The organism is Luteibacter mycovicinus (assembly GCF_000745235.1).
In the GTDB taxonomy this organism is placed as follows: domain Bacteria; phylum Pseudomonadota; class Gammaproteobacteria; order Xanthomonadales; family Rhodanobacteraceae; genus Luteibacter; species Luteibacter mycovicinus.
Map to the genome: position 1 here is coordinate 4,568,470 of NZ_JQNL01000001.1, position 25,527 is coordinate 4,593,996.

General features: G+C 62.8%; 24 protein-coding genes. 12 read left to right on the forward strand and 12 right to left on the reverse strand.

The window, feature by feature from the left end:
* Window positions 1–22 precede the first annotated feature (22 nt).
* Window positions 23–787 (forward strand): PA3715 family protein, encoded by a 765-nt coding sequence (locus tag FA85_RS20360; RefSeq protein ID WP_036113362.1) that lies wholly within the window; start codon window positions 23–25, stop codon window positions 785–787.
* A gap of 17 nt (window positions 788–804) precedes the next feature.
* Here the strand turns inward: FA85_RS20360 and FA85_RS20365 are convergent, their stop codons facing one another.
* Window positions 805–2,100, reverse strand: coding sequence for an RCC1 domain-containing protein (locus tag FA85_RS20365; protein ID WP_036113361.1), 1,296 nt, complete (start codon window positions 2,098–2,100; stop codon window positions 805–807).
* 680 nt (window positions 2,101–2,780) lie between these two features.
* Here FA85_RS20365 and FA85_RS22025 point away from each other — a divergent pair.
* Both FA85_RS22025 and FA85_RS22030 read left to right on the forward strand, forming a co-directional pair.
* Window positions 2,781–3,209: a hypothetical protein gene (locus FA85_RS22025; protein ID WP_156108739.1), complete on the forward strand. Its 429-nt coding sequence runs from the start codon at window positions 2,781–2,783 to the stop codon at window positions 3,207–3,209.
* Between the two features lie 119 nt (window positions 3,210–3,328).
* Window positions 3,329–3,574: a hypothetical protein gene (locus FA85_RS22030; RefSeq protein WP_156108738.1), complete on the forward strand. Its 246-nt coding sequence runs from the start codon at window positions 3,329–3,331 to the stop codon at window positions 3,572–3,574.
* A gap of 131 nt (window positions 3,575–3,705) precedes the next feature.
* Here FA85_RS22030 and FA85_RS20375 read toward each other — a convergent pair whose 3' ends face one another.
* The 7 genes from FA85_RS20375 to FA85_RS21665 form a co-directional block, all read right to left on the reverse strand.
* The gene (locus FA85_RS20375) at window positions 3,706–4,443 is read right to left on the reverse strand and encodes a hypothetical protein (protein ID WP_156108737.1); all 738 of its coding nucleotides are present in this window, start codon (window positions 4,441–4,443) and stop codon (window positions 3,706–3,708) included.
* Entirely contained in the window at window positions 4,440–4,982 is a 543-nt protein-coding gene (locus FA85_RS20380) for a hypothetical protein (protein WP_156108736.1), read from the reverse strand. The genes FA85_RS20375 and FA85_RS20380 overlap by 4 nt, the downstream gene beginning before the upstream one ends.
* Before the next feature lie 209 nt (window positions 4,983–5,191).
* Window positions 5,192–6,598, reverse strand: coding sequence for an RCC1 domain-containing protein (locus FA85_RS21660; protein ID WP_156108735.1), 1,407 nt, complete (start codon window positions 6,596–6,598; stop codon window positions 5,192–5,194).
* Window positions 6,595–7,371, reverse strand: a complete 777-nt coding sequence (locus FA85_RS20390) for a hypothetical protein (protein ID WP_036113347.1) — start codon at window positions 7,369–7,371, stop codon at window positions 6,595–6,597. Before FA85_RS20390 ends, FA85_RS21660 begins: the two co-directional genes overlap by 4 nt.
* On the reverse strand, window positions 7,368–7,805 hold the full coding sequence (locus FA85_RS20395; protein ID WP_036113344.1) for a hypothetical protein: 438 nt from the start codon (window positions 7,803–7,805) through the stop codon (window positions 7,368–7,370). The genes FA85_RS20390 and FA85_RS20395 overlap by 4 nt, the downstream gene beginning before the upstream one ends.
* 215 nt (window positions 7,806–8,020) lie before the next feature.
* Window positions 8,021–8,629, reverse strand: a complete 609-nt coding sequence (locus FA85_RS20400) for a hypothetical protein (RefSeq protein WP_036113341.1) — start codon at window positions 8,627–8,629, stop codon at window positions 8,021–8,023.
* On the reverse strand, window positions 8,626–9,075 hold the full coding sequence (locus FA85_RS21665; protein WP_156108734.1) for an RCC1 domain-containing protein: 450 nt from the start codon (window positions 9,073–9,075) through the stop codon (window positions 8,626–8,628). The genes FA85_RS20400 and FA85_RS21665 overlap by 4 nt, the downstream gene beginning before the upstream one ends.
* A 546-nt stretch (window positions 9,076–9,621) precedes the next feature.
* Between FA85_RS21665 and FA85_RS20405 the strand changes: the two genes are divergently transcribed.
* Window positions 9,622–10,035: a hypothetical protein gene (locus FA85_RS20405; protein WP_036113337.1), complete on the forward strand. Its 414-nt coding sequence runs from the start codon at window positions 9,622–9,624 to the stop codon at window positions 10,033–10,035.
* A gap of 24 nt (window positions 10,036–10,059) precedes the next feature.
* Window positions 10,060–10,935 (forward strand): bestrophin family protein, encoded by an 876-nt coding sequence (locus FA85_RS20410; protein WP_036113334.1) that lies wholly within the window; start codon window positions 10,060–10,062, stop codon window positions 10,933–10,935.
* 18 nt (window positions 10,936–10,953) lie between these two features.
* Here FA85_RS20410 and treS read toward each other — a convergent pair whose 3' ends face one another.
* Window positions 10,954–13,026 carry a maltose alpha-D-glucosyltransferase gene (gene treS, locus FA85_RS20415; RefSeq protein WP_036113331.1) on the reverse strand — a complete coding sequence of 691 codons (2,073 nt, stop codon included), beginning with the start codon at window positions 13,024–13,026 and terminating at the stop codon, window positions 10,954–10,956.
* 117 nt (window positions 13,027–13,143) lie between these two features.
* On the opposite strand from treS, the gene FA85_RS20420 reads away from it, so the two are divergent.
* The 3 genes from FA85_RS20420 (at window position 13,144) to FA85_RS20430 (ending at window position 16,022) form a co-directional block, all read left to right on the forward strand.
* A complete protein-coding gene (locus tag FA85_RS20420; RefSeq protein ID WP_036113329.1) occupies window positions 13,144–13,800 on the forward strand; it encodes a DsbA family oxidoreductase in 657 nt (218 codons plus the stop codon).
* A 37-nt stretch (window positions 13,801–13,837) separates the two neighbouring features.
* Complete coding sequence (locus tag FA85_RS20425; protein WP_036113326.1) at window positions 13,838–14,218, forward strand: VOC family protein; 381 nt, start codon at window positions 13,838–13,840, stop codon at window positions 14,216–14,218.
* A gap of 88 nt (window positions 14,219–14,306) precedes the next feature.
* Window positions 14,307–16,022 carry a M1 family metallopeptidase gene (locus tag FA85_RS20430; protein ID WP_036113324.1) on the forward strand — a complete coding sequence of 572 codons (1,716 nt, stop codon included), beginning with the start codon at window positions 14,307–14,309 and terminating at the stop codon, window positions 16,020–16,022.
* A 25-nt stretch (window positions 16,023–16,047) separates the two neighbouring features.
* On the opposite strand, the gene FA85_RS20435 is transcribed toward FA85_RS20430, so the two are convergent.
* Complete coding sequence (locus FA85_RS20435) at window positions 16,048–17,070, reverse strand: MBL fold metallo-hydrolase (protein ID WP_036113322.1); 1,023 nt, start codon at window positions 17,068–17,070, stop codon at window positions 16,048–16,050.
* Window positions 17,071–17,293: 223 nt separating this feature from the next.
* Here FA85_RS20435 and FA85_RS20440 point away from each other — a divergent pair, with 223 nt between their 5' ends.
* Complete coding sequence (locus tag FA85_RS20440) at window positions 17,294–18,643, forward strand: PepSY-associated TM helix domain-containing protein (protein WP_036113320.1); 1,350 nt, start codon at window positions 17,294–17,296, stop codon at window positions 18,641–18,643.
* A 31-nt stretch (window positions 18,644–18,674) separates the two neighbouring features.
* Here FA85_RS20440 and FA85_RS20445 read toward each other — a convergent pair whose 3' ends face one another.
* Entirely contained in the window at window positions 18,675–20,090 is a 1,416-nt protein-coding gene (locus FA85_RS20445) for an NAD-dependent succinate-semialdehyde dehydrogenase (protein ID WP_051943669.1), read from the reverse strand.
* Window positions 20,091–20,307: 217 nt separating this feature from the next.
* Between FA85_RS20445 and FA85_RS20450 the strand changes: the two genes are divergently transcribed.
* A complete protein-coding gene (locus tag FA85_RS20450) occupies window positions 20,308–21,942 on the forward strand; it encodes an NAD(P)/FAD-dependent oxidoreductase (protein WP_036113318.1) in 1,635 nt (544 codons plus the stop codon).
* Window positions 21,943–21,950: 8 nt separating this feature from the next.
* Here FA85_RS20450 and FA85_RS20455 read toward each other — a convergent pair whose 3' ends face one another.
* Window positions 21,951–22,937 carry an NADP-dependent oxidoreductase gene (locus FA85_RS20455; protein WP_197056617.1) on the reverse strand — a complete coding sequence of 329 codons (987 nt, stop codon included), beginning with the start codon at window positions 22,935–22,937 and terminating at the stop codon, window positions 21,951–21,953.
* 88 nt (window positions 22,938–23,025) lie between these two features.
* Between FA85_RS20455 and FA85_RS20460 the strand changes: the two genes are divergently transcribed.
* On the forward strand, window positions 23,026–23,601 hold the full coding sequence (locus FA85_RS20460) for a TetR/AcrR family transcriptional regulator (RefSeq protein WP_197056619.1): 576 nt from the start codon (window positions 23,026–23,028) through the stop codon (window positions 23,599–23,601).
* A 308-nt stretch (window positions 23,602–23,909) separates the two neighbouring features.
* Complete coding sequence (locus FA85_RS20465; RefSeq protein ID WP_036113314.1) at window positions 23,910–25,526, forward strand: histidine kinase famiy protein; 1,617 nt, start codon at window positions 23,910–23,912, stop codon at window positions 25,524–25,526.
* The last annotated feature ends 1 nt before the right edge of the window (window position 25,527 follow it).

The window sequence follows — 25,527 nt, forward strand, 5'->3', positions numbered from 1 at the left end:
CGGGATACTGGAGGAGCAACGAATGCCGATACGTGTTTTTTGCCGGCTTTTCAGGCGGGCTGCTTTAGCTATCACGGTCATGACGGTGTTCAGCAGCATCGCGAATGAACGGGTGCCCGATGTCGCTGCGCGCGTTTGTGGTGCCGAAATCATCGAAGCGGTTGCCGGAGAGCTGCGCTTGCCTACCTTCGACCCGGCCTTGTCCTCATGCCGTCGTGATCCGGTCACGTCTGGCACCTCTATTGTCGCCATCGTTAGTCCTGCTGACGACGAGCATTTTAATCTGGACGTGGCTATCTGGGATGTGCGTGCCCGGAAAGTTGTGGCAAAGCGACGAGATCCAGCCTATCTCGTCTCGGATGCTTCCTCCTTGCGGGCGACGGAAGTTGATACGGCGCGCTATCAACTTGCCGCGGACGTTCGTGCGTTTGGTGTTCGCGACGTCCACTACCCCTACAACACGCATTCGAAATGGAGTGAGACGCGCCTGACGATGTTCGTTCGGCGCGGCGAGGCGATTGACAGGATCTTTTCGACCCAGGTTGAGCTTTTAACAGATGGCGGTAGTTCACCTGGGTGCGATGACGCTACGCGTGCGGTCCGCTCGGCGATCACGATCGCGCCGACCAGCAGTCGTGGCTTCAAGGATCTTCTCGTGGTTACGCGTGACAGCATTGAATCGGGTGTTCCGGGTAAATCCTGTAAGGTGGTAACGATCGAGCGTCAGCAGATCGCGTATGACGGAGCGACGTATGGATCGTTTTCTGCACCGAGCTACGGTGAGTAGAAGTCGATGTCCGCGTCTCACGGGTAACGTCCCCAGATCCATACATGTCCGTCTTCATCAATAGCGGCACTGTGGCCATTATCGGCAGCGACCGCCTTTGCCGTTGGAATGCCTTCGATGCGCACCGGTTTGCCCGAATAGGGATCGAGGCCGCCGCGCTGGGTGCTCGACACACAGGTTTGCCCGCCAAAAGGGAGGGTGGCTCTCGTTGCCAGCTGGCCAAACTCGTTATCGCCGGTAGCCCAGATGCTGCCGTCAGTGCCCAGAAACAGCGCATGACGCCGGCCGGCGGCCATGGCGGTAATAGGTGGCAGGCCCTCGATGATGGCGGGCGCATACTGGAAACCCCCTCGTTCGACGAGGGTGGTGGGGTCGCCGCCGAGCTGTCCGCAATCGTTGTAACCCCAGCCCCAGACGCGGCCTTTCCGGTCCAGCGCCAGGTCGAAGCCGTGAAAGCTTGAGATCGCCGTTATCGGCGGCAAGCCAGCGACGGGCTCAGGCGTAGGATTCGCTGCCTCGGGGAGGTGGAAGGGATTTTCGTAGCCACCACAGTAGACGGCATCGAGGGTAGGTTGCGGCGGGGACGACGATTCGATCAGAGGATGAGAAAGGTTTCCCCACGTCCACACACGGCCATCCTTGCCCAGGGCCATGCTGCTTCGCTTGCCACCGGCGACCTGAACTATGTCGCTAAGGCCTGGCACGAGATCGATATCCAGTCGCGGTGCAGCCAGGTGGGGCAACGGTCGGCCGGTTTGTCCGCAGTCGTTCATGCCAGTGCTCATGACGCTACCGTCCTGTGTGACCATGAGTAAGTGCGACGCGCTGCCCGTGATTTCGCGAAGGCCAGTGATATGTTCTTTCAGGAAGGCGCCGCAAACACTGCCACGGATTCCCGAGGGACACATCCGGGTTCTCTCCTGCGCTTCCCAAGTCGCAAGGGTCCCTGTGGACGTTATTCCAATGGCGTCAACCGCCGAAGGGGCGATCCGACTCATCGGGGAATGCGCGGGATCGATGGACGTGGCTTGCCCTTCGCACGTAGGTGACTGTGTGACGAGGTACGACCACATCCTTCCTTCGCCATCGAGGACGACAAGATGGCTACTCTGGAAGGCGATTGCCGTCGCACCTTCCATGCCAGGAATTCGGAAGGGTTCACGGCGTACGCCCATGCAGTTTAAGGCCGCCTCCGGGGCACCGGTGCGGGAGGCATGGCCGGATTTCCATGAGCCGATGAGTGCCGTGCCGATCCAGATGATCAGGATGGCGGCAAGCGCCGAGACCCCGTGAATGGGTTTGATATTTTTCATCCGTCGAATCCCTAGTTCAAATCCCTTCGTGACGTGCGGAGGATCCAGTCCGTCCCGAGCATGACGGCACGTCACCGGCCGCCTGGCAGAGCCGGGCGCGGGTCGGATACTCGGTGAACGATCCCCTGTGATGCGGTCATGTTCGCACCCGCAAGGTGGCGTGCCAAGTGCGTGTTCGCAACATTACAATCATTCGCGGCCAGCCGAAGGCGCCGACCGAAATCTAGGGGAAGACAATGAAACGGATGCTTTGTGCTTTGGCTGCCTTGGCCACAACATTTTTGAGCCTAACGGTCCACGCGGATCGCGCGCGAGCCACAGAACTAGGCGACTTGCGGTCGCAGAAAGTGCCGACTGACGTTCGCGAGTCGTATACGCTGGTGGCCGAACTTCAGAATCTCCGCGACCCTGCCGCATCGACGGCGTTGCGAGTTTGGTTGTGGCGGCGCGATCTCTTAGCGCTTCAAGGGGCATCGCTACCTCAGTCACCGACAGTGGAGGATGCTATTGCTTCGCCTCAGGCGGACGAGAAGGCATATCGCGAGGCAGCTGCCGCGTATGTAGACGAGACGTTCACCCTACGGCTGCGTCCGGCCGGACAAGCACCGGCGGACGTAGGTTTTCGAAGGGAGCCTGACGGTTACTATTCTCGCGGAACTTCGGATCGGGGCACATACATCGTGTCGCTGGAGATCAAGAACAACGCATCCGCGGACGCCTCGCTGCTTACCCCTGGGGTCACGGTCACCTTATCACGCGGCACTTCCCAGCCTGATGGCGTGTGGCTGCAGTGTGAGCCTGTATTTGTCGCGGCTCGCGCCTCGGCAACAACGTGGTGCAGAGCCGCCAGCCAGCCGTATCTTGCCGGGATGCTCGTCGATCTTATGCGAGACCGTGATGATGCCAGTGATACCAAATTGAAGCTAAGGTCGGACATTGCCATGGGTACTGTTCCATTGCACATCTGGCTCATTCAGCTGGACAGCGCGCCAACTGCCTGGGAGCGCAAGCTTGGCGTGATCGACAAGGGGCTTGGCGAAAGCGTCGCAAGTGTAGATGTAGAAATCTTCGGCCTTCCGGTCAACTCTACCTTCCCACTTCCGTGTTGAGCATGCTCATAGCGTCGTTTTCACTGCTCGGTCTCTGGGCGGGTCGCCACCTGGTCTCCGGCAGGCGTCGAATTATTCCACGCTCACTGTTTGTGTTTTACCTGGCGATGGTTGTTCTCATGCTGCTCCTGAGCATTGTGGATCGCCCAAGTGCGGGACCAATGGGCGGAACGGTGACTACGCTTGTGCAGATGGTATTGGCATTGCCGTGGGCTGTTTTTCTCGCCCACCCAAATGTGGCAGTGCCCCGCGACTCGTTTTTACTCCTCCTCTTGATCGCAGGCAACGCCATTTGTCTCTTTGTTTTCAGTTCGAATGGTCGCAGTTTTGGAACGTCTGAAAAAGCTGCGACAGGCGACAGATGAGGGGTTGATATAGCCCTGGACTGACGCATTCGTATCGCGCACTGGTGAGGAGCGCTGGATTCTTCCGGGCGATAAGTTAGTGACTACTCAAATGTGGGCTCGTCGCCCCAAATGGAGTCCTTGGAACATCACTATGGCTGCTCTTTGTACTGGAGGTTGGCATCAATGAAGCCATTCATGCCTTTGACGTGGAAGTGCATCTCATCCACTTCGTCGCTATCGAAGTTCTCAAAAGTCACTAGATCGGCCAGGACGAAGTGCGTCATTTTCTCCACTCTTTTCCTGAGCAGGGTCCGCCAGACAAGTTCGTTTCCTGTCAAGTAATTGATGCTGCTTCCATAGTCCGACACGGTTCCGGTCGCGTCGTCAGCACGTGACTGGTCGCGCCGTTTCTCACCAATGAGAGTGAGCTTGCCTTCAATGAGCTTGAACTTATAGTTGCTTTCCCAGACGAGCTCGCACGATGCCGCGCAACCCTTCGAATAGACGAGCACGAAGTTCCGTATCGAGACGCGGTCCCAGCGCCGCTCTGAGGCACCCCATCGCTTCGTTCTGTACGCGATGCGGTAATCACCCTGCGATGTCCTCACTGCCACCATGATCTCCACGGTCTGGTCGCGATCGCAATCCACAACCATCGGGACAGCCATCGCCCCGCCAGGCATCAGCGCGCCCGCCGCATCGTTCGGCGCATCGATTGACGCGTTAGGGCAGATGGCGTGAACAGCGTTTGCCGCGCCTTCGGTAACGACATCCGCCCTGGACACCGGGCTCAGGGTGATGAGCGTTAGTACCGATGTCGATAATGCGAGTGACCTGAGCGAGGGCGAGGGGATACCGCTGACGGGAGAATGCGGATGTCGAGTCATTTGAGATTAGATGCTCCGCTCACGCGAATTCCCGCGCTTCCAATAAAGTAAGCACCACCGCCCGCGACTCCAAGCGTGAATACTTTCACGGATAGACGCGTCCCATCATCCGGCATATCAAGCGGCTGGTTGACATACGATTTCAGAAGTCGCCATGTCGGTCCAGAAAAATCGATCACGTGACCGATCGTGTCCATCGTGGGCGCGACCGGAAACCAGCCGACGCCGGGCCGTACCTCGAACACCGGCGAGACCAGTTCAACCGACATCAACTTGCCGTCGTGGCACCGCAAGCGGTCTCCGAGACGTACCGCTCGAGTCGGTCGCCAACCGTGCTGCTCAAGCCAGACGCTCTCGTTCGTCGTTGTGAACGTCGTTGCGGATCGGCCTGGCGTGGCGGGATCGGCATAGATCAGCGCGACAATCGCATCGCACGGAGTTGTCGAGACGTAGGTGACAGAGGCGTGCTCGTTGTCGGCGCCATACTCATTGGGAGGCGCAAGAAGCACGTCTCCGACGCCGATCTGATCGATGGGCACCAGGCCAGACCTGGTCCACACGGGCGTGCCGGCGATAAAACCGATGGTGTGTTCAGTTCCCACTGTATTCGTATCCCTTGTCAAAATAGCCGATCTTTTCGGCGCTTCTTTCCATCATCCAGATGCTACCCGCTTGCCGCGGTCGACAGGGACCATAAGGTGCCTGCGGTCATCGAGTAGGTCCTCATAACCGTGTCATGTAAGTTTCTTTACGGATAACGGCCCCAGATCCATACATGTCCGTCGCGATCGAGTGCGGCGCTGCGGTCGCGTCCCGCCGCGATACCCACGATAACGGGCAGAGAGGGTACCTTCACCGGCACTTCTGAATAGTTCTCGTCGGCACCGAGTTCTTCGCTCGACGCACACTGTCGTGGATCCGTATGTCGGGGAACCATCGCTCCCAATTGCCCCGCGCCGTCATTACCCGTCGCCCAGACCACGCCGTTCTTGTCGAGAAATAGCGCATGTCGGACGCCCGCGCTGACTGCGAGCAGAGACGGCATGCCCTCGATGCGTTGTGGCTGCCTCTGAAACGTCGCCTGCGCCGCGAGGGCCTTCGGATCACGCCCGGTGACGCCACATTCGTCGTAGCCCCAAGCCCACGGGTGGCCGTCGCGATCGATCGCAAGTACGAAATTCTGGAACATATCGATCGAACGAACAGATGGAAGCCCCGTGACCTGCACGGGTAACACATGCGGGGTTTCGTCCAGGCCCATGGCACTCCTTCCTGCGGGTCGGCATAGCGGGGCCATCGGCTCGGCGTGGTAGATTCCGCCTGCAAGAGCCCACGATGTCGAGAGACTGCCCCAGCCCCATACGCGTCCCTCTTCATCTAGCGCCGCACTGTAGCGACTTCCGGTCGCCACGGCGGTGATCTTCGGCAAGCCAGGCACACGGCCATAACCGCGCGATTCGGAAGAGAACTGCCCCTGGCGGTCGAAGCGGCCCAACTGGCCGCAATCGTTCATTCCCTCGCTCCAGACAGCGCCCTCTCGATCAACGGCGAGCAGATGCTCGTGACTTCGCGACACATCCGTCATGTCTCGGCGAACGTCAGTAATTCGATCCTGGCAGGTTCCGGGATGATGACTGCCATGTGGGCATGCATCGTTGACGCGGTCGTGGTACCAGCGCACAACGCGCCCGTCGTCGGACAGCCCGATGGCTTCCGATGTCGACGACGCGAGTTTATACATCCGGGTGGCTGACGGATCGTCGTCGCCAGCGTGACGTCCTAAATAGACATGTTGTGGCGTGCCGATGCAATACTCGGTTGGTTGCGCACGATACGACCAGGTGCGGCCTTCACTGTCGATTGCCGCCAGCCAGCCGCCCTGGTAGGCGATAGATACGATGTGATCGAGGCCAGGGATCTTCCAGGGCTGGGTGCGTTCATGTGGACAAGCGGCGCCGGCAGGACGCGTCCCCTGCACCTGGAGAAAATGGCGCCCGCTTTGCCAGGAGCCGATCAGGCATAGCCCGCAGGCCGCGAGTGCAACGAGTGCCAGAACAATCCAGCGCAGCTTTGCATTATTGAGTAAGGCCGGCCGTTGAGTTAACAACTCTGATCCTTTCTGTTGCGATAGCAGCGAAGTTTTGCCGATCGTCAACCGCCGTACTCGTAGCCGTTGTCGAAGTACCCAACCTGTTCGACTATTTTACCGACGGCCCAAATGCCCACGCGCTTGCCACAATCGACAGGAACGATGAGATAGGGTTTGTCGGCAAGGACAAGGCCCGTGGGGCGAGCGGGCAGTTCGGCAGCCCGACGGAGTATCCCGTGTTCGCGAGTGAAGACGGTCTCGGCGGTCGTTGCGCAGTCGTTTTCGCCATTACCGTCGGGAACGTGTCGCGTACCTGCCATGAACAACAGGGATGAGCCGTCTGGCAGGCTGATCGTTTCGATCGCCGCAGAATCGAGGGACGGGTCGAGTGCTCGTACGGACGCAACATCCACGGGCACGGCTTTAGCTATGGAGGGCTCGAATAGCTTGAACGCGGTCGTCGAAAAAACCACCGGGAGCGCAAGGCCCTGACCCGCGCCACCGAGAGCCGCCGGATCGACTCCAAGCACTGCGAGGGTGTCCCCCTTGGTGACACGGTTGCAAGCGACCGGGTTGGTTTCGCCAGCTACCCATACACCACCGTGACTCGAGCAAGCAGCGAACAGCGCATCGGAACCGTCCATTGGCACGAGAACCCCGTAGCGTCCGGGTGTTTTCTCGCCACCATCGAAGGCCACGGGCACGCCGAGGTAAAGGGGGCCAGAGTGGTGGTATCCGTGCGCATTGTCGCAGCACGGCTCGTCTGCGACCGCCGGGAACGGGACGGCGCAAAGTAGGAGCGCGAGGGAAAGACCGGCGATGAAGGCGGGATGTTTCATGGCAAAAGCCTTCCGGGAGGAACGTCGACGACTCTTCCGCCTGGACCGACCATGCGGATGGCGTTGAAGCCGGCGACCGACGCTGGCTGGCGAAGCCATTCCGTGAGAGCCATGACGAAGCCATGTGGCAGCGTGTCGAGGCCGGTTTCGCTGGACCAGATGAGAAGCGAACGGCGCGCCGACGTCTTGGCATCCTGGTAGAAGAAATGGACGAGCGCACCAACGACCACGCCGTCACTGGACGCCCAGATCAGGCTCTTTTCCTCGCACGATTGTGGTCGGCACGAGTCGACCTGAACGGAACCGTCGCTTCGTTCGACCGGCCATCCTTGCGACGTCGTCGCGGCGACTGCGTAAAGCAACGGCTCAGGCCGGTCGTCTTCGCTCATGCCGAGATAAAGATCGACCTTGGGAACCTCTGCCTCCAGTGGCATACGCCACCGCTTGCCCAGAGCCCCCATGTACGTGTGTGTATGTGCGGCATCTGCGAGCACAGACCGCACGCTCCCGTCTGACGTCCGGTCGGTAGCCGATACGGCACCGCATAGGAGAGCCGTGAGCATGAGAACGCATTGTCGAACTACTAGTGGTCTGCTTCCAGGCTTCATATGACTCTTGTCTCAGGCGAGTGCCTCAGGCACCAGTGGTGTCAGTAGCCGAATGATTCGAAGGTCGTGACCGGGGTTTTGTCGATAGGAATAGCGGGCCCAAAGAAACGTTCGTCCTGAAGCATTCCCGAATAGATGACTTGATCGGCTTCGCACTGCTTATTCGCGAGAAGTTTTCCTGCTCGTTCGATAAGTATGCCGCCTCCTTCCGTACCGTCTTCTCGCCCGTATGACGACGAAAACGCATCGTGATAGACGGTGTATGTCACGTCGGCGTTCTTCATGCGCAGGAACTGCATGGAGCCACGCCCCATATTTCCGCGGCTGCCGCCCGACGCGCTGGCCTGTGCCGGGACGTCGTTCGACGGAAACGCCAGATCAAGGCTCTGGCTTGACGATCCGAACCTGTATTGAAGTACTCCAAAAGGATTGTCGGCTCGAGGTGAGGCGCATACGGCGACCTTCTTTTTCTTGATGTTGCACGCAAACATGATGGTCTCGTTCTCTTTGCACAACGTACTTTCGACAACGTGACCAAAGTAGATCTGGCTCTTTGCCTGTGCGGAATGCAAGGCGAGCACGAGAAGCGCCAGAAGCGTTAATAGATGCCGGTTGAGGATCTGGGACTCCCTTGGCATCGAACCGTTCATTTGCTTGCTTTCCTCAGTAAACGGCCGTTGCCTGGATAGTTTACGAAGCCAATGGGTGCATGAGAGACGAATTGCGCGTCTCCATAGGTAGGGGCGTCTCGATTTGCAAGACTTCCCAACGTCCCATAGCTGTTTCGTCCCCAGCAGCGGACACCACCACCTTCTAACAGTGCGCAACCCTGTTCGGCACCGACGCTTATGCCGACAGCGTGCTCTACTCCGGATACGAAGACTTTCTCGACCATACCGGTGACCGGCGTGCCGAGCTCGACGGTCTGCGCCGGTTCGATCAGGCAATCGTAAGACGGGCCGGGCGGTGTCGCCGGCGCGGCGCGGAGGGGCAGGGCGAGAGCGACGGCCGCGCTCACGGCCCACGCCAGTCGCCAGGTGCGTCCTTCCGGCCGGGGCCATGCCCGCAGCGCATCATCATCGTGACGAAGCTTCAATCCATTGCCCCTGACAGACCCCCGCAAGCACCACGGATGCGGCGCCCCCTGTACGGTGGTCTGGCCGCGAAATCTAGCGGAGCGCAAAGCCCTCAGCAAGCCTGAGTTGCGTAAAAAAAACTAAAGCGCTAACGCAGTCGGGATGGGCGCTCCGTCAAAGGATATGGATCAATGTCTTGCACGATTTTCCTCAACGTAAGTCTGCGACGGCCAACGAGGGCTCCTTTTCGCAAGTTTGTGTCGCTGGCCTCTGGCGGTGCCCTTGAGGCGGGGGATCAGAAGAACCTCACGCTCGCAATCGGCAGAGGCCGCCAACGCCATCCCGTGTCTGAATCGACTCCGACCACGCGAGGGGTTATCGCGGCCCGTCTTCAAGTCGCGTCCTGATGGTGCGATGCCGCATCACGACGCGCTTTGGCGACCCTTGACCGGTGAAACCGTGGGGAGCGAACGCGTCCCTGCCTGAACTTCGATGCCAATCACGGGTTGCAAACGCGCGAGTGCCTCTTGCAAGTTCGGGACGTCCCCTTGCAAAGCGAGCCTTGCATGCCAACACAGCCTTCACAGATCGACCCCGCGGCCTACGTGCTCCACCGCGCTCGTCCGCATTTGCCGCTCATCGCCACGGTGGCGGCGTGCGCCACGTTCGTCGTCGCCTCCGATGCGCCGAACCGGCTGGACCTCTGGACGGCTGAATGGTTCGGCACGATGGTCGTGCTCGCGGCACCGCCCGCGATTCTCATGCGTTGGTTCGGCATCCGCGATTCGGTCCCCATGCTGATTCTGACGCTGGTGCTCGCGCTGGGCCTCGTTCAGGCGCGTGAAACAGGTCGGGGCGCCGACGACGACGCGCGGAAACCCGCTGTGCAGACACCCGCGACGCAGAGCAAGTCGCTGCCGACCGCTTCGGACGGGTTTGGCGCGTATACGAAAACCCCCGACACGTCGCGCAGCAGCTGACGCCAACCATCGAGGAGAAAAACCATGCTCGTTCCCGGCCATGCGCACGTGAGTCACCTTTGGCGGTATGTCGGCGTTCCACTCCTGATCCTGTTCTGCTGGGACGTACTGGTGACGGCCGCCTGGTACGTCACGCAGGAGTCGTGGGATACGTTTCCCGCGCTACCGCTCACACTGTTCGGCACCGCCGTGGCGATCTACCTGAGTTTTCGCAACGCCACCGCGTACGCGCGCTGGTGGGAGGCGCGGACGCTCTGGGGCGCGATGGTCAACTGCTCACGCACCCTCGTTCGCGACGCCTGGACCTTGCTCGACGACGCCCGCGTGGCCCGCGAAATCTCCTATCGGCAGATCGCCTTCGTCCACGCCCTCCGTCTGCATCTTCGCCGACAGAAGGATCGTAGCGAGCTGGACGGTCTGCTGTCGGAAGAAGAGATCGCGGACCTGTCGTCCGTGGCCAACGCGCCCAATGCCATCGCTTTGCGTACCGGCGCGCTCCTGAGCGATGCGTCGCCCGACTCCATCATCCGTGCCGCCTTCGCGCGGACGCTGGCGGAGATCTCGAACGCGCAGGGCGGGATGGAGCGAATCAAGAACACGCCGTTGCCGCAGCAATACTCGGTTTACCCGGTGGCGTTCACGCACCTGTTCTGCGCCTTGCTGCCGTTCGGCCTGGTCGAACAGCTGGGCCTGCTGACCCCACTGGGTTCGACGGTCGCCGGCGTGCTCTTCCTCGGCCTTCTGCAGTCCGGTAACGATCTGCAGGACCCGTTCGAAAACGGCGTCAACGATGTTCCGATGAGCGCGGTCACCCGCGGCATCGAGATCGATGTGCGCGACGGACTGCGCGAGAACCATCAGCTGTCGCCGTTTCCGATCGAGGCGGGTGTCCTCAAATGAGCAGGCTGGCGTGGCGCCTCAGAACGTCGGATGCGGCGCCACGCCGACCACCTTCATGCACAGGCCTTCGTACGGATCCAGGTGAATCTGCAAGACACCGTCTTCGCCGACATCGCCCTCCAGGGTCTCGTTGAGCAGATCCACGACCGGACCGGCGGAGACGTTCTCGAGAATCAGCTGCTCGTCGATCGGCTCGGCGCTGAAGTTAAGTGCGGTGATCTGGACGCCGCGCCCGGCGGGCAGGTCGTGCAACATGACGAGCAGTCCGGGGGCGATCACGTCGGGAATGGGACGCTGGTGACCACCGGGCAAGCCGGTGGCCTGGCGTACCGTGAGGATGCGACGCACGCGGCTGGCGAACGAATCGTGCTGCTCCAGCTGCTCGCGAAGGCTGCCGTAAAGCGCGCGCGCACGTGGCAGGCCTTGACTCGACGCGGTGGCCTCGGGATCCAGATCCATCAGATCGTAGGCGCCGCGGTTGATCCAGCGCGTGTCGCCGTCGGCCATCAGGGAAGCGACCTCGTCGGGCGGAAGGGTGAGGGCGCCGACGATATCCCAGCCGGAAATGGCGAAGACCCCGGGCTGCAGCGCGTTGAACATCACCAGCAGCAGATGCAGCTTGCGGATCTGCTCGATGTCGTCCTCGGTGAGGGCGTCCATGTCACGCAGGCCGAGCACGGCGGCGGCAAGGCTGGCGGTGGTGCAGGCGATGCCGTTGGTGACGAAACGCAGGTTGTAAGGCGCGTGCTCGCCGCTGAGTCGCTCATACATGATTTCGCGGATCTGCTCGCGAAGCATGGCGCCGGGCATCGTCTGGCCCTTGAAGAAGAAGGGTGTCGTCGCGTGCGTCGTCCAGAAATGGACCAGCTCCAGCGTCATCTCGTCGTGGTTCTGCATCGCGTGGATCAGCGAGGCGGGATCGATGCCATGCTGGTGCACGCTACGCAGCATCAGCCGCAGGAACTCGGTGTCGCCGGTCGCCAGTGCGTGCTGCACCGCCGGTCGGGTGATGAAGTCGTAGGACAGGTCCGCGCCGCCACGCGACATGGCCGCGATATCGTCGACCGTCAGGTTGAGCTCCTGGAAGCTGAAGCCGCCCGCCTTGCGCACCATGCCGGCGATGATCTGGTTGCCGGTGATCGACAGCGGGTGGCTCTCCGACCAGGCCGGGCCGCCCGCCCGTCGCTCGATGCCGAGAAAGCCGTTGGCATCGAGGCGAAGGCCGCGTGCGCCCATGACATCGAGGCTGTGCAAGGCATCGCCAATCACCAGCTGCTGGGCGGCGAACGACGGATCGAGCCAGTTGAGCGCCGGCTGGCCTTCCTTGAAGTAATGCAGGTAGACCCAGCGGCGGACCTTGCCGTCGACGCCCGTCACAGGTGCCGTCGCGCTCCAGTCGGTGTCCTTGACCCCGGGCTCCAGGAAAATGACCCGCTGCAGCTGCCCGACGATGTAACCCTTCTCATGCAGGGCATCCACGACCAGGGGTCCGAGGTTCACGGAGTCGCGCCCCTCCAGCACGTCCGGCAGCAGGCTCCAGTCGTCCTCGCGGATTTCCACCATGTGGTACAGGCCGGGGAAGTCGCCATACGCCATTTCCGCGAGACGGAAATCGGCACCCTTACCGGTATGCGATGGGATCACGTCGTCGATGACGATGCCGCTGAATACCGATGCCATGCGCGAGATGTCCGAAAACTCCGCGCTCGTGCCGAATTCTTCGTCGGTATCCAGACCGATGCGGTCGAAGTGACCATCGATCGTCGGCGTCTTTTCGCGCCCGCGCAGACCGCCGGCCTCCTTGGTGGGACCCACGTGCATGCCCTGCACGCCGAGCACGGACAGCGCGTGCCACAGGTCGTGCTGACCCAGAGCGGCCAGCACAGACTGGCCGGGGCGCGTCACGAGGGACGCCGGATAGGCGGTGAACCAGACGGACGCCATCTCCGACGCGCTACGGCCCCGGCTTTCGGCATACGGAAACGCCCACAGCCGTGACTGGCCGCCGTAGAGCCTCGCGCGCTCGCGCGCCTTCATCAGCATGGAACGCTCGAGCAGCCATGCCACGTAATCCTGGGTTTCGTCGGTCATTTTCGATGTGTGCAAGCAGAGTGAGGGCGGAGCGTAGAAGGGTTGAAGTGCAGGGGCGGTGTAGCCATGTCCCGAGGGTCGCGTCCCCGATGGCGCAAACGAGAAGGTTACCGCGTCATGCCCACGCCCCTGAAAATCGACTTCGTCTCCGACATTGCCTGCCCCTGGTGCGTCATCGGCCTGGGCGGCCTCGAAATCGCCCTCGAGCGTCTGAAGGACGAGGTTGAGCCGTCGCTGGTCTTCCATCCCTTTGAGTTGAACCCGAACATGGTCGCGGGTGGTGAGAACACGCTGGAGCATATCGTCGGCAAGTACGGCATCTCGGCTGACGAGGCGCGGGTCAACCGCGAGCGGATCGCGGCACGGGCGGCGGACCTGGGTTTCACCATGAGCACCTCGGATGCCAGTCGCATCTACAACACCTTCGACGCGCACCGTCTGCTGGCCTGGGCTCGTGAGCAGGGCAGGCAGCTCGAACTCAAGCGTCAGCTGTTCGTCGTGAACTTCACCGAGCAGACCGACCCGGGCAACCACGACGCGCTGGTCGACGCCGCCGCGAAGGTGGGTCTGGATCGCGACGCCGCCCGGGCCGTGCTGGATTCCGACCGTTACGCGGAAGAGGTGCGCCGCGATGAGGCGCTCTGGCAGAGCCGGGGCATCTCCGGCGTCCCGGCCGTGATCGTTAACGACCGCTACCTGATCTCTGGCGGACAGCCTCCCGAGGAGTTCGAGCGGCAGTTGCGCGGTATCGCCGCTGAGGCTCAGACTGACTGAGGGCCACCTAACCGCAACGCGTGTCGAGGAGGATCGGATGAAGCGAGTCACCGGTATTGGCGGAATCTTCTTTCAGGCACGCGACCCCGTCGCGCTGCGCGCCTGGTACAAGGCGCACCTGGGCATCGACGTGCAGGACTGGGGCGGCGCGGAACTCCGCTGGGCCGATGCGGCGACCGATCCTGCCGCGGGTAGCACGATCTGGTCGATAGGTGCCGCCGGGGGCGACCAGTTCCCCGTCGGCGCCGCACCTTTCATGATCAATTACCGTGTGGACGACCTGGACGCCTTGCTCCAGCTGCTGCGCGATGAGGGCTGCGAGGTCCTCGAGAAGGCCGACGACTCCGGGTACGGCAAGTTCGGCTGGGTGATGGATCCGGAGGGCAACAAGGTCGAGCTGTGGGAACCGCCGGAATAAATCTACCTGTCTAACGACCCATGACCGGAACGGACCGGGCCGGTATCGTTGCCGCGCGATTCCGCCTGTCCTGACGGTCTTTTCCGGTATGCGATACCCCCTCCTGCTGGGTCTCGGCCTTGCGCTCGGCACCGTAGCCTGCACCCCTTCGGCTCCTCCGGCGCCGCCGCCGCTGACCGACTACACCCGTAACTCCGGTGCGCCGCGCGCACCCGAGCAGCTGGCGGTGACGTTCGACCATGCCGATCTGGGCATTCGCGTCGACCCCGTCAGGCACTGGATCGAGGGCGACGCCCGGCTGACCTTCGGGGTGACCGCGCCGCTGAAGCGCGTCGTGCTTGACCTTGACCGGAACCTGCCCATCGACTCGGTCGAGGTCGACGGCAAGGCGTTAACGGTGAGCGGGTATCGCAATCCGGACGGCCGTCTTTCCATCGACCTGCCGCGTCCGCTCGGGGCGGGCGCAAAAACCACCGTGCGTGTCGTCTATCACGGCAGTCCGCATACGGCCGTCCATGCGCCGTGGGACGGTGGATTCGTCTGGGCGACCACGCCGGACGGCAAGCCCTGGGTGGCCACCGCGGTGGAGGGCGAGGGCTGCGACCTGTTCTGGCCTTGCATCGACCATCCGCAGGGCCGCCCGAAGCTGGTGGACGAGCACATCACCGTCCCCGCGCCGCTGGTGGCTGTCGGCAATGGCGTGGCCATGGGTATGGACGAAGCGAACGGCATGCGTACGTATCACTGGCGCAGCCACGACGTGAGCACGTATGGCGTCGCCCTGAACATCGCGCCGTATCGCGAGCTGTCCGCGTCGTATAAAAGTCGCTTCGGCAACGTCATCCCGCTGCACTACTGGTACGTGGACGACGAGAAGAAGGCGAAGCAGCTGTTCGCCGAGTTCCCCGCCATGCTCGACTTCCTCGAAAGCGCCGTCGGTCCGTATCCTTTCGGCACGGAGAAGATGGGCGTCGCCGAGACACCGTTCAAAGGCATGGAGCACCAGACCGTCAACGCCTACGGCAACGAGTACGCGAAAAACGTCTATGGCTACGACGACCTGCTGCAGCATGAGCTGGCGCACGAGTGGTTCGGCAATCAGATGACCAATGCGAACTGGGACGACATGTGGTTGCATGAGGCCTTCGCGACCTATATGCAGCCCGCTTACGCCGAGTCCATCGGCGGGAAGATGTCGTATTTCGCGAGCCTGATGCAGATCCGCAGCCGGATCGCCAACCACCATCCGATCGTGTCCGGCACGCCGCGTCGCGAGGAAGACGTGTACGAGGACGAGCGCGGTGGTCCGGGCCAGGACATCTACAACAAGGGTGCGCTGATGCTGCACACCCTGCGCAACCTGATCGGCGACGAGGCGTTCTACCGGGCGGCACGCGAGCTGGTGTACGGCACGGATCATCCGGTGCCGGGCAACTTCGCGCCGCGTTACGGTACGACGAAGGAATACATCGACATCGTCGACAGGGTCACCGGCAAGGACATGCACTGGTTCTTCAACGTGTATCTCTACCAGGCGGCTTTGCCGGAGATCGTCACGACCCGTGAGGGGCAGCAACTGCACCTGGCCTGGTCGGTGCCGGGGAAGGGGCCGTTCCCGATGCCGGTGGACGTACGAGTCGGCGATCGCATCGTGAGCCTGCCGATGACCGATGGACGGGGTGACGTCACGCTGCCCGAGGGCGCCTCCTACACCGTCGATCCGGATTCGAAGCTGCTCCGCCGCGATACGGGCATCGAGGCGTATCGCGATTACATGGACAAGCGCAAGCCCAGGCCGCACTGATGCCCTGACGACGGACGTGCCGGAATCAGCGCCACCAGGCGACCATCTCGTCTGGTGCCTTCATGTCCACGCGCTCGCCCATCATCGGCGTGGTGATCTGCACGTCCGCGGCGCTGGCCAGCGCGACAATGCGTTCGAACGGTTCTTCCCACGGATGTAGTGCGAGATCGAAGGTGCCGTTGTGGATCGGCAGCAACCATCGGCCGCGCAGATCGAGGTGCGCCTGTAAGGTCTGCTCAGGCTGCATATGGACGAACGCCCAGCGTTCGTCGTACGCACCGGTTTCCATCAGCGTGAGGTCGAACGGCCCGTACGCGTCACCGATGGCCTTGAAGCCGTCGAAGTAACCGCTGTCACCGCTGAAGAACACGCGCATCTCGTCATCCTGGATGACCCACGATGCCCACAGCGTATGGTCGCTGTCGTGCAGTCCACGACCCGAGAAGTGCTGGGCTGGGGTGGCGGTGAGGCGCAGGCCCTGGACGTCGGTGGACTGCCACCAGTCGAGTTGTTCAACCTTGGCCGGGTCGATGCCCCAGGCCACCAGCTGGTCGCCCACACCCAGCGGAGCGATGAAGCGGGCCGTCCTCGCCGCCAGTTGCAGCACGGCGGCGCGATCCAGATGATCGTAATGGTTGTGCGACAGGATCACGCCAGCGATGGGCGGCAGCTCGTCGATAGTGATCGGCGGGGCGTGGAAGCGCGCGGGGCCGGCCCAGCTGACGGGCGAGGCACGCTCGGAGAACACCGGGTCGGTCAGCCAGAACTGGCCGCGAAGCTTCATCAACATGGTGGAGTGACCCAGTCGATAAAGGCTGCGGTCGGGCGCGGCCTCGAGTTCGCTTCGCGTCACCGGGCGCACAGGAATCGGGCGGTCCGGCACCGTGCCTGCGGGCTTGCCCCGGACGAACAGCCAGGTAAGTTTCAGTCCTTCCCAGAACCCCATCGCTGGACGAGGCCGGGGATTGGTGAAACGCCCCTCGCGATACTGCGGCGAGCGGTCGTGGTTCGGAAGCGGGCGCTGGCGGCAGAGGGCTAAGGTGGTCACTCGAGGTTCCGGGGCGGGGAGGGATGCGGGGGCAGGCAATAAACTATACCAGCGGGTTCAATTAATCGCACGGCCCGGCATCGTGGGCTGTCGCCGTGGACGACGCACGGCTTGCCAGGACACGGCGTGCGCGGCATGTTGCCGCGTACGTGAGCAGCCGAAGGGTAGGATAATCGCGATCTCTGGACGTGGGTCCAGACTTATTTCCAGCCAAGGACCATCGATGGGTTCGCGTTACCGCATGATCTGGCGATGGCACTTCTACGCCGGACTGTTCTGCCTGCCTTTCATCGTGTGGCTGGCGACCACCGGCATGATCTATCTGTTCAAGCCGCAGGTTCAGCCGTGGCTCGAGCGCGACTACGCGCACGTGGCACATGGCGCGCCGCAGGCGCCGTTCGTCCAGATCGCCGCGGCTCTCGCGGCGGTGCCGGGCGGGGTGCTCAACGCCTATGAACTGCCTGCCACACCCGACCAGGCCACCCGTGTGCTGATCGGCAAGGGGCCCCGGGTCATTCGGGTGTTCGTCGATCCTTCGACGGCGACCGTGCTGCATGTCGTCGATGAAAACGACCGTTTCATGCAGATCGTTTTCTATCTCCATGGCGAACTGATGGCGGGGACGCCCGGCTCGATGCTGGTCGAGCTGGCGGCGAGCTGGACCATCGTGATGCTGCTCACCGGGCTTTACCTGTGGTGGCCTCGTGGAGGCCGTTTGCGTGGCGTGCTGATTCCCCGCCTCGCCAGCGGCTCGCGGATCTTCTGGCGCGACATCCATGCGGTGACGGGCGTCTGGATATCGCTGATGGCCCTCACGTTGTTGCTCTCGGGCCTGCCCTGGGCAAAGTCATGGGGCGGCATGCTCAAGGAAGGTCGTCGGCTGTATGCACAGTCCACGATCACGCAGGACTGGACCATCGGCAGCGCCGCCGAGCGCAAGACCAACCGCGCGGCGAATACGCCTGTCATGGACGAGCACGCGCACATGGCAGGCATGGGTGCCGCGACCGGCACCGTCATGGTCGATCCGGATGCCTATAGCCCGGTCAACGTACTGGCGCGTAAGGTCGCCGCACTCGGGTGGCCAGCGCCGGTGCTGATCAGTCCGCCGTCGGCGTTGAACCCGCATTGGTCGGCGCGCAGCGATACGCAGAACCGCCCTCGACGTATCGAGGCGCGGCTGGATCCGCTGACCGGCGCCGTTGTTTCCCAGGTGCGTTTTGCCGATCGGCCGTTCCTCGATCGTCTGATTGGCTACGGCGTGGCGATGCACGAGGGTCAGCTGTTCGCGCCACTGAACCAGATACTTGGCGTGATCACGGCCCTCGGCTTGCTTACGATGTCGGTGAGCTCGGTCGTGCTCTGGTGGCGACGCCGTCCGGTGGGGGTCCTTGGTGCGCCTCCCGCGCGTCCGGATACACGGGCGGGAGGCGTCCTGGTGGCGCTGATCGTCTTGCTGGCGGTCTTTCTGCCGCTCTTTGGGGTCACGCTGCTGCTCATACTGCTGCTTGAACGGTTCGTCGTGCGTCGATGGGAACGCGGACGCCATTTCCTTGGCCTGTCCGGGACGTAGTCCGTCCCGGTGAGCGGACTCAGGCCGGTACTCAGCTAACCGTTTTCGCCCAGACCGCCTGCGCGTTGGTGAATTCGCGCAGGCCGAAGTGCGAAAGCTCACGCCCGTAGCCGCTTTTCTTGACGCCACCGACGGGGATGCGCGCGTCCGACGCACTGAAGCCGTTGATGAAGACGCCGCCGGTCTCGAGCCGACGTGCCACGCGCTGCGCCCGGGCGACGTCACCGGTCCACAGGTTGCCGCATAGCCCGTAATCGCTTGTGTTCGCCAGTTCGATGGCGTGCTCCACATCGTTCGCGATGGTGATCGCGGCGACCGGACCGAAGGTCTCTTCGTCGAAGGCGGCCATGCCCGGGGCGACATCGCTCAATACGGTGGGCTCGTAGAAGTTTCCGGCTCCCGGCACTTTCTTGCCACCCAACAGCAGCTTGGCTCCCGCCGCAATGGTTCGTTCGACCTGATCATGCAGTTCGTCGCGCAGGTCCTTACGCGCCATCGGGCCAATTCGTGTTGCGGCGTCCATGGGATCGCCGACTTTCAGGGTTTTTGCCGCCTCGACGAACTTGCGCGTGAACTCCTCTGCGACGGGACGCTCGAGGATGAAGCGCTTGGCCGCCAGGCAGACCTGTCCGGCATTCTGGAAGCGACCGCGGATTGCCGCCTCGACCGCACCATCGATGTTCGCGTCGGCCAGGACGATGAAGGCGTCGCTGCCACCCAGTTCGAGCAGGCTCTTTTTCAACGCCCTGGCTGCCGTCGAAGCGACCGCGGCGCCCGCGCGCATGCTGCCGGTCAAGGTGACAGCGGCGATGCGGGAGTCTTCGATGACGTGCGCGACCGTCTCGTTATCGGCGTTGAGGTTTGCGAACAACCCCTTGGGAAAGCCGGCCGCCTCGTAGATTTCCTGCAAGGCGTGAGCGGCACCCATCACGTTGGGCGCATGCTTGAGAACGAAGCCGTTGCCTGAGAGCATGACCGGCCCTGAAGCACGAAGAACCTGCCAGATCGGAAAATTCCACGGCATCACGGCGAGAATGCTGCCGACGGGAAGGTAAGACACGTAGACCTCGTCGTCGCCGTCCACGGTAACGGGTTCGTCGGCGAGAATGGCCGGTCCGTTCCCGGCGATCCAGTCGATCGTCACCGCGCACTTGGCGACTTCGGCACGCGCTTCGCCGATCGTCTTGCCCATCTCGGCGGTGATGAGCGAAGCGAGCGCTTCCGAACGTTCCCGCAAGGTGGATGCCAGCCGACGGTAGGCTGCCACTCGCTCGGTCATCGGCGTAGCACGCCACAGGCGGAACGCGGAGGCGTTGTTATCGAGCAGCCGCTCGACTTCGTCCGGGGTCTGGTAGGGGTAAGTCGCGATGAGCTCGTCGCTGGCGGGATTCCGGGACACGCCGCCGTTGGCGTAGATCGCGGCGGGGCTGTTTGCTTCGTTGGTCATTTCAAACTCCAGAGGGGTGCGCCCCGGGGTTATGGCTGGCGGCATTCATACCGGTTCGCTGCTTTTTGTCTTGCGCCGTTCTGGTTCACGTCGCGTCGCTATCGGTTGTCGGGGTTCGTCGACCAGTGTAGTTCGGGTCCTGGCAGTGGGACAGCCGCGCGCAGCATTCCCCTGCCCAACATGCGAAAATACCCGGTCACGCCGCCAGACCGCCCTCATGATCCGACTCACCGACATCAAGCTCCCGCTCGACCACGCCGAAGGCGCGATCGAGGCGGCCATCCGCGCCAGGCTGGGGCTCGGCAAGGGCGGCGTGCTCGGTTTCACGGTGTTCCGCCGCGGTCACGATGCCCGCAAGCGCGGCCACATCCAACTGATCTACACGCTGGACGTGGAGGTGGCGGACGAAAAGGGCCTGCTCGAGCGCCATGCCGACGACAAGCACGTGCAGCCGACGCCGGACACCAGCTACCGGTTCGTCGCCCACGCGCCGGCCGATCTGAAGCAGCGTCCGATTGTCATCGGTCTTGGGCCCTGCGGCCTGTTCGCCGGCCTCCTGCTCGCGCAGATGGGGTACCGACCGATCATTCTCGATCGCGGCAAAGCCGTGCGCGAACGCACGGTCGACACGTGGGCACTCTGGCGCAAGCGCAAGCTGGAGCCGGAGTCCAATGTGCAGTTCGGCGAGGGCGGGGCAGGGACGTTCTCCGACGGCAAGCTGTACAGCCAGATCTCCGATCCGCTGCACCACGGTCGCAAGGTGCTCACCGAGTTCGTCAAGGCCGGCGCGCCGGAAGAGATCATGTACGTCAGCAAGCCTCACATCGGCACCTTCCGTCTGGTGACGATGGTGGAGTCGATGCGCGAGACGATCGAATCGCTGGGGGGCGAGATCCGCTTCAACCAGCGTGTCGAGGATCTGCTCATCGACACCGCCGCCGATGGCTCGCGTCAGCTGCGCGGCGTCACGCTGGCCAGCGGTGAGCAACTGTTGAGCGATCATGTCGTGCTGGCCGTGGGACACAGCGCGCGCGATACGTTCTTCATGTTGCACGATCGCGGTGTGTACATGGAAGCCAAGCCGTTCTCCATCGGCTTTCGCGTCGAGCATCCGCAGTCGATCATCGATCAGGCCCGGTTCGGGCCGCAGGCGGGGCATGCACTCCTCGGTGCCGCCGATTACAAGCTCGTGCATCACTGCAAGAACGGCCGCTCGGTGTACAGCTTCTGCATGTGCCCTGGCGGCACCGTGGTAGCCGCGGCCTCCGAGCCGGAGCGCGTGGTGACCAACGGCATGAGCCAGTACTCACGCAACGAGCGCAACGCGAATGCCGCGATCGTGGTCGGCATCGACCCGGAAGACTTCGCCGCGTTCGATGACAGCGGTAGCCCGCTGGCCGGCATCGCCCTGCAGCGTGCGCTCGAATCGCGCGCGTATGAGCTGGGTGGTCGCGATTACAGTGCACCCGCTCAGCTGGTGGGCGACTTCATCAAGGGCAGGGCGTCCGAAGACTTTGGCAGCGTGCAGCCGTCGTACAAGCCGGGTGTGCGTCTGACCGATCTTGCACCGTCGCTTCCCGGATACGCCATCGAGGCCATTCGTGAAGCCTTGCCGGCGTTCGATCGGAAGATCAAGGGCTTCGGCATGAACGACGCGCTGCTGACAGGCGTCGAGACGCGTACGTCATCGCCGGTACGTATCCGCCGGAATGAGACGTACCAGAGCCTCAACACGCAAGGGTTGTTCCCCGCGGGTGAAGGCGCGGGGTACGCGGGCGGCATCCTTTCCGCAGCGGTCGACGGGATCCGCGTGGCGGAAGCGGTGGCGCTGAGTATCAACGGCGGGAAGTGACGTCTTCTTCAGAGTGCGATCGCGTCGCTGACCGTCAGCACGAGTTTGCCTCGAGCCTGACCCGCCAGGCTTATCTCGAGTGCGTCGCGCCAGTTTTCCAGGGCGAAGGTACGGGCAACAGGGATATTGAAACGCCCTTCGGCGGCCAGTTCGCCGTAGCGCTCCAAAACGTCCCAGCGAAGCCGGAAGCCGCCCTCTGCCTGCACACGTTCCGCTCCGGTGCGTGCCCCCGTTTTCGCCGCGCCCTCGAAATCGGCCGCGGTGATGACTCGGCTCGGATCGCCGTCCACGATGTCGATGAGGTCGGGAAGAGCGCCGACCGATCCTGGTTTCAAGTTGATGGGGGCCGTGTCGAGAATCACGTCTGGGCGCTGTCCAAGCGCACGAACGCGATCGACCATTCCGTCTCCATGCGCGACCACGGTGGCTCCCATTGCACGCAATCGATCGGCGAAGGTGTCACCGGCCGTGGCGATGACACGGATGCCTTCGAACAGCGCCATCTGCACTGCGGCGAAACCCACCATCGACCCGGCGCCGTTGACGAGGAGCGTCTGGCCTTTCTCGGCGCCCGACCAGGTCAGATATCGCGCTGCTGTCTCAACCACCATGGGTAGCGCGGCGGCATCGACATGCGGGAGGCGGTTAGGGAGTCGGTTCCAGTAATAGAGGATGGCGACGCGGGCGGCGCCTGCCGTGGGGTAGTTCCTGAAATCTGCCGGTCCGTACACCGCATCACCGATGGCTAAGTTAGTGACGCCCTCACCGACGGCCAGAACCGTGCCCGAAACATCCAGCCCGACGCCGCAAGGCAATTTGCGGGCGGACAGGCCGCGGCAAAGCGCCCAGTCTGCGGGATTCAGCCCGCAGGCGTGGACCTGCACCGCAATGTGGCCGGCTTGCGGCACGGGGAGAGGCGTCTCGTCGAGTCTCAGGACTTTGGTCGGTTCGCCATGAGCGTGGAAGGACAGCGCGTGCATTGTTTTCGTGGTCACAGAGGTTCTCCATCCGGCGGAATGCGCTAAAGTCAGTGACTGACATTTATAGCCGTTATGTCAGTCACTGACAATAGAGAGTCCGAACGTGCCGAAAAGTCGAAACAATGTGCGCCGCCGCATGCAGGAGGCGGCCCTCGAACTCTTTCTCGAGAAGGGTTACGACGGCACGACCGCGGCCGAAATCGCGGCGCGAGCCGGAGTGACGGAGCGGACATTCTTCCGACATTTCCCGGATAAGCGGGAAGTGCTGTTCGACGAGGCCGAACTGCACGCCAGGCTGGGGGAAGCGATCGCAAGGGCGCCGGCCGAACTCGGTCCGCTTCGGATCGTGCTCTGGGCATTCGAGGCGACGGTCACGCTGTTCGAGGAGAACCGTCCGCTCGCCGGACCGGCGCAGTCGGTCATCGCGCAGACGCCGGCGCTTCAGGAGCGACAGTTGACCAAGTCGGCGGCGGTTACCCGGACTGTAGCGGGAGCGTTGCTTGGCCGCGGAGTCGACCCGACAGTTGCCGCCTTGACTGCGTCGACGGGTATGGCCATCGCTGGCCATGCGCTCGGTGCCTGGTTCGAGGACGAGTCGGTACCGCTGGCCGATCAGTTCCGGCGGGCGTTCTTCACGGTAGAGAACATGCCTGCTTGCAGCCGACGTCCGGCCCGTTAAAGCCGATGTGGCCGACGTCTCGGACATCGATGACACGTGCGTCCGTGCACGGTTCCGCCCATACATACTGACGGGTGCCAGACCGTAAACAGGGTGCCCTTGACGTTGCGGTTGAAGGTGTCATCGAAGTGTTCTTCCGTAATGGCGCCCAGTGGGAGCATCGAGCCGCCGCCTGCGTCGACGAAGCCATCGGCTTGATGGGCAGACGGTGCCGCGAGGCGGCGCATGCGCTACCCGAAAGAGCGAGCCTTCATCGATCCTTTTCAGGGTCGTCGGGACAATCGATGCTCGTCTCAGGAGACCGCTGCATGAGTGACCCGACAGAGCGGGTGCCTACCCGTATCGATTACGAGGGAATGGACCATCCGGGAAGTGACATCTTCTTTGCGGCTGTCTCGACGACACGTATGCCGATGATCGTCACCGACCCGCGAAAGCCGGACAACCCCATCATCTTCGCGAACCCCGCGTTTCTTCGGATGACCGGATATTCGACCGATGAGCTCATCGGTCGGAACTGCCGGCTTCTGCAGGGCCCCGGAACCGACCGGGTGACCATCGCGGCCATCCGCGATGCGGTCGCCGCCAAGCAGGAAATCGCTACCGAAATTCTTAACTACCGCCGCGATGGGTCGACGTTCTGGAACGCGCTTTTCGTTTCACCTGTCTACGATGGCAAAGGCGAGGTGGTCTATTTCTTTGCGTCTCAGCTCGATGTCAGCCGGCGACGTGATGCGGAAGACGCGCTGCGTCAGGCGCAGAAGATGGAAGCCCTCGGGCAGCTGACGGGTGGCATCGCGCACGACTTCAACAATCTTCTTCAGCTGATGATCGGCTACGTCGAATCCGTCGAAGTGGGACTGACCCGGCCGCAGATCGAGCGCGACAAGCTGCTGCGCTTCATCGCTGGCGCCAAGTCCGGTATTCAGCGGGCCTCGACGCTCACTTCCCAGCTTCTTGCCTTTTCGCGAAAGCAGACGTTGCAGGGTCGCGTCGTCAATCCCAACCAGATTGTCGCCGACATGCAAGACATGCTCGAGCGCTCCATCGGCGCCGACATCGATCTGGAACTCGACCTCGCTCCGGATACGCAAAACGCGCGCCTCGATCCAACGCAGCTGGAAGTCGCATTGCTGAACGTGTCGATCAACGCGCGTGATGCGATGGAGGGGCGGGCCGGCAAGCGTCTGACGCTTCGCACGAGAAACGCGACGCCGCTGGAAATCAACAATCAGGGGGAACTTGCCACGCGTGGCGACGCCTTCGTGGCGATCGACGTCATCGACAACGGGTCGGGCATGGCGCCGGACGTCGCGGCCCGCGTCATGGATCCCTTCTTTACGACCAAGCCCGAGGGCAAGGGAACGGGCCTTGGCCTTTCGATGGTCTACGGCTTCGCGAAGCAGTCGGGCGGCGCCGTGGCCGTTTCTTCGGAGGAGGGCAGGGGAACGACCCTGACCATGTATTTCCCCGTGGCCACGGAAACCGACGGTCGCGGTCCGCAGCCGGTCCGACGCATCGACCGGGCTGCCGACCGAGAGGGGCACGAGCGTGTCGTGGTCGTCGACGACAGGGAGGATCTTGCCGAGCTTGCCCGGACAATCCTCGAGTCTCATGGGTATCGGGTCGAAGCCTTTACGGATCCGCAGAAGGCGCTCCAGCGCATTGGGGACGATCTCCCGTTCGATATCCTTTTCACCGACATCGTCATGCCGGGCGACCTCGACGGCGTGTCGCTCGCCCGCAGGGCGAGGGCCATTCGTCCTGGGGTGAAGGTGCTCCTGACAACAGGCTATGCGTCGCAGTCGCTTCAGCGGACCGATGCGGGAGGCATCGCGTTCGATGTGCTGAGCAAACCGTATTCCCGCATCGACCTTTTACGGAAGATACGCTTCGTGCTCGATGGCCCGACCGGCGTGAGCTGAG

Coding starts and splice junctions, on each gene's coding strand:
- FA85_RS20360 (WP_036113362.1), top strand. CDS start 23: ATGCCGATACGTGTTTTTTGCCGGCTTTTCAGGCGGGCTGCTTTAGCT.
- FA85_RS20365 (WP_036113361.1), bottom strand. CDS start 2,100: ATGAAAAATATCAAACCCATTCACGGGGTCTCGGCGCTTGCCGCCATC.
- FA85_RS22030 (WP_156108738.1), top strand. CDS start 3,329: ATGCTGCTCCTGAGCATTGTGGATCGCCCAAGTGCGGGACCAATGGGC.
- FA85_RS20375 (WP_156108737.1), bottom strand. CDS start 4,443: ATGACTCGACATCCGCATTCTCCCGTCAGCGGTATCCCCTCGCCCTCG.
- FA85_RS20390 (WP_036113347.1), bottom strand. CDS start 7,371: ATGAAACATCCCGCCTTCATCGCCGGTCTTTCCCTCGCGCTCCTACTT.
- FA85_RS20395 (WP_036113344.1), bottom strand. CDS start 7,805: ATGCCACTGGAGGCAGAGGTTCCCAAGGTCGATCTTTATCTCGGCATG.
- FA85_RS20400 (WP_036113341.1), bottom strand. CDS start 8,629: ATGAACGGTTCGATGCCAAGGGAGTCCCAGATCCTCAACCGGCATCTA.
- FA85_RS20405 (WP_036113337.1), top strand. CDS start 9,622: ATGCCAACACAGCCTTCACAGATCGACCCCGCGGCCTACGTGCTCCAC.
- FA85_RS20410 (WP_036113334.1), top strand. CDS start 10,060: ATGCTCGTTCCCGGCCATGCGCACGTGAGTCACCTTTGGCGGTATGTC.
- treS (WP_036113331.1), bottom strand. CDS start 13,026: ATGACCGACGAAACCCAGGATTACGTGGCATGGCTGCTCGAGCGTTCC.
- FA85_RS20420 (WP_036113329.1), top strand. CDS start 13,144: ATGCCCACGCCCCTGAAAATCGACTTCGTCTCCGACATTGCCTGCCCC.
- FA85_RS20425 (WP_036113326.1), top strand. CDS start 13,838: ATGAAGCGAGTCACCGGTATTGGCGGAATCTTCTTTCAGGCACGCGAC.
- FA85_RS20430 (WP_036113324.1), top strand. CDS start 14,307: ATGCGATACCCCCTCCTGCTGGGTCTCGGCCTTGCGCTCGGCACCGTA.
- FA85_RS20440 (WP_036113320.1), top strand. CDS start 17,294: ATGGGTTCGCGTTACCGCATGATCTGGCGATGGCACTTCTACGCCGGA.
- FA85_RS20445 (WP_051943669.1), bottom strand. CDS start 20,090: ATGACCAACGAAGCAAACAGCCCCGCCGCGATCTACGCCAACGGCGGC.
- FA85_RS20450 (WP_036113318.1), top strand. CDS start 20,308: ATGATCCGACTCACCGACATCAAGCTCCCGCTCGACCACGCCGAAGGC.
- FA85_RS20465 (WP_036113314.1), top strand. CDS start 23,910: ATGAGTGACCCGACAGAGCGGGTGCCTACCCGTATCGATTACGAGGGA.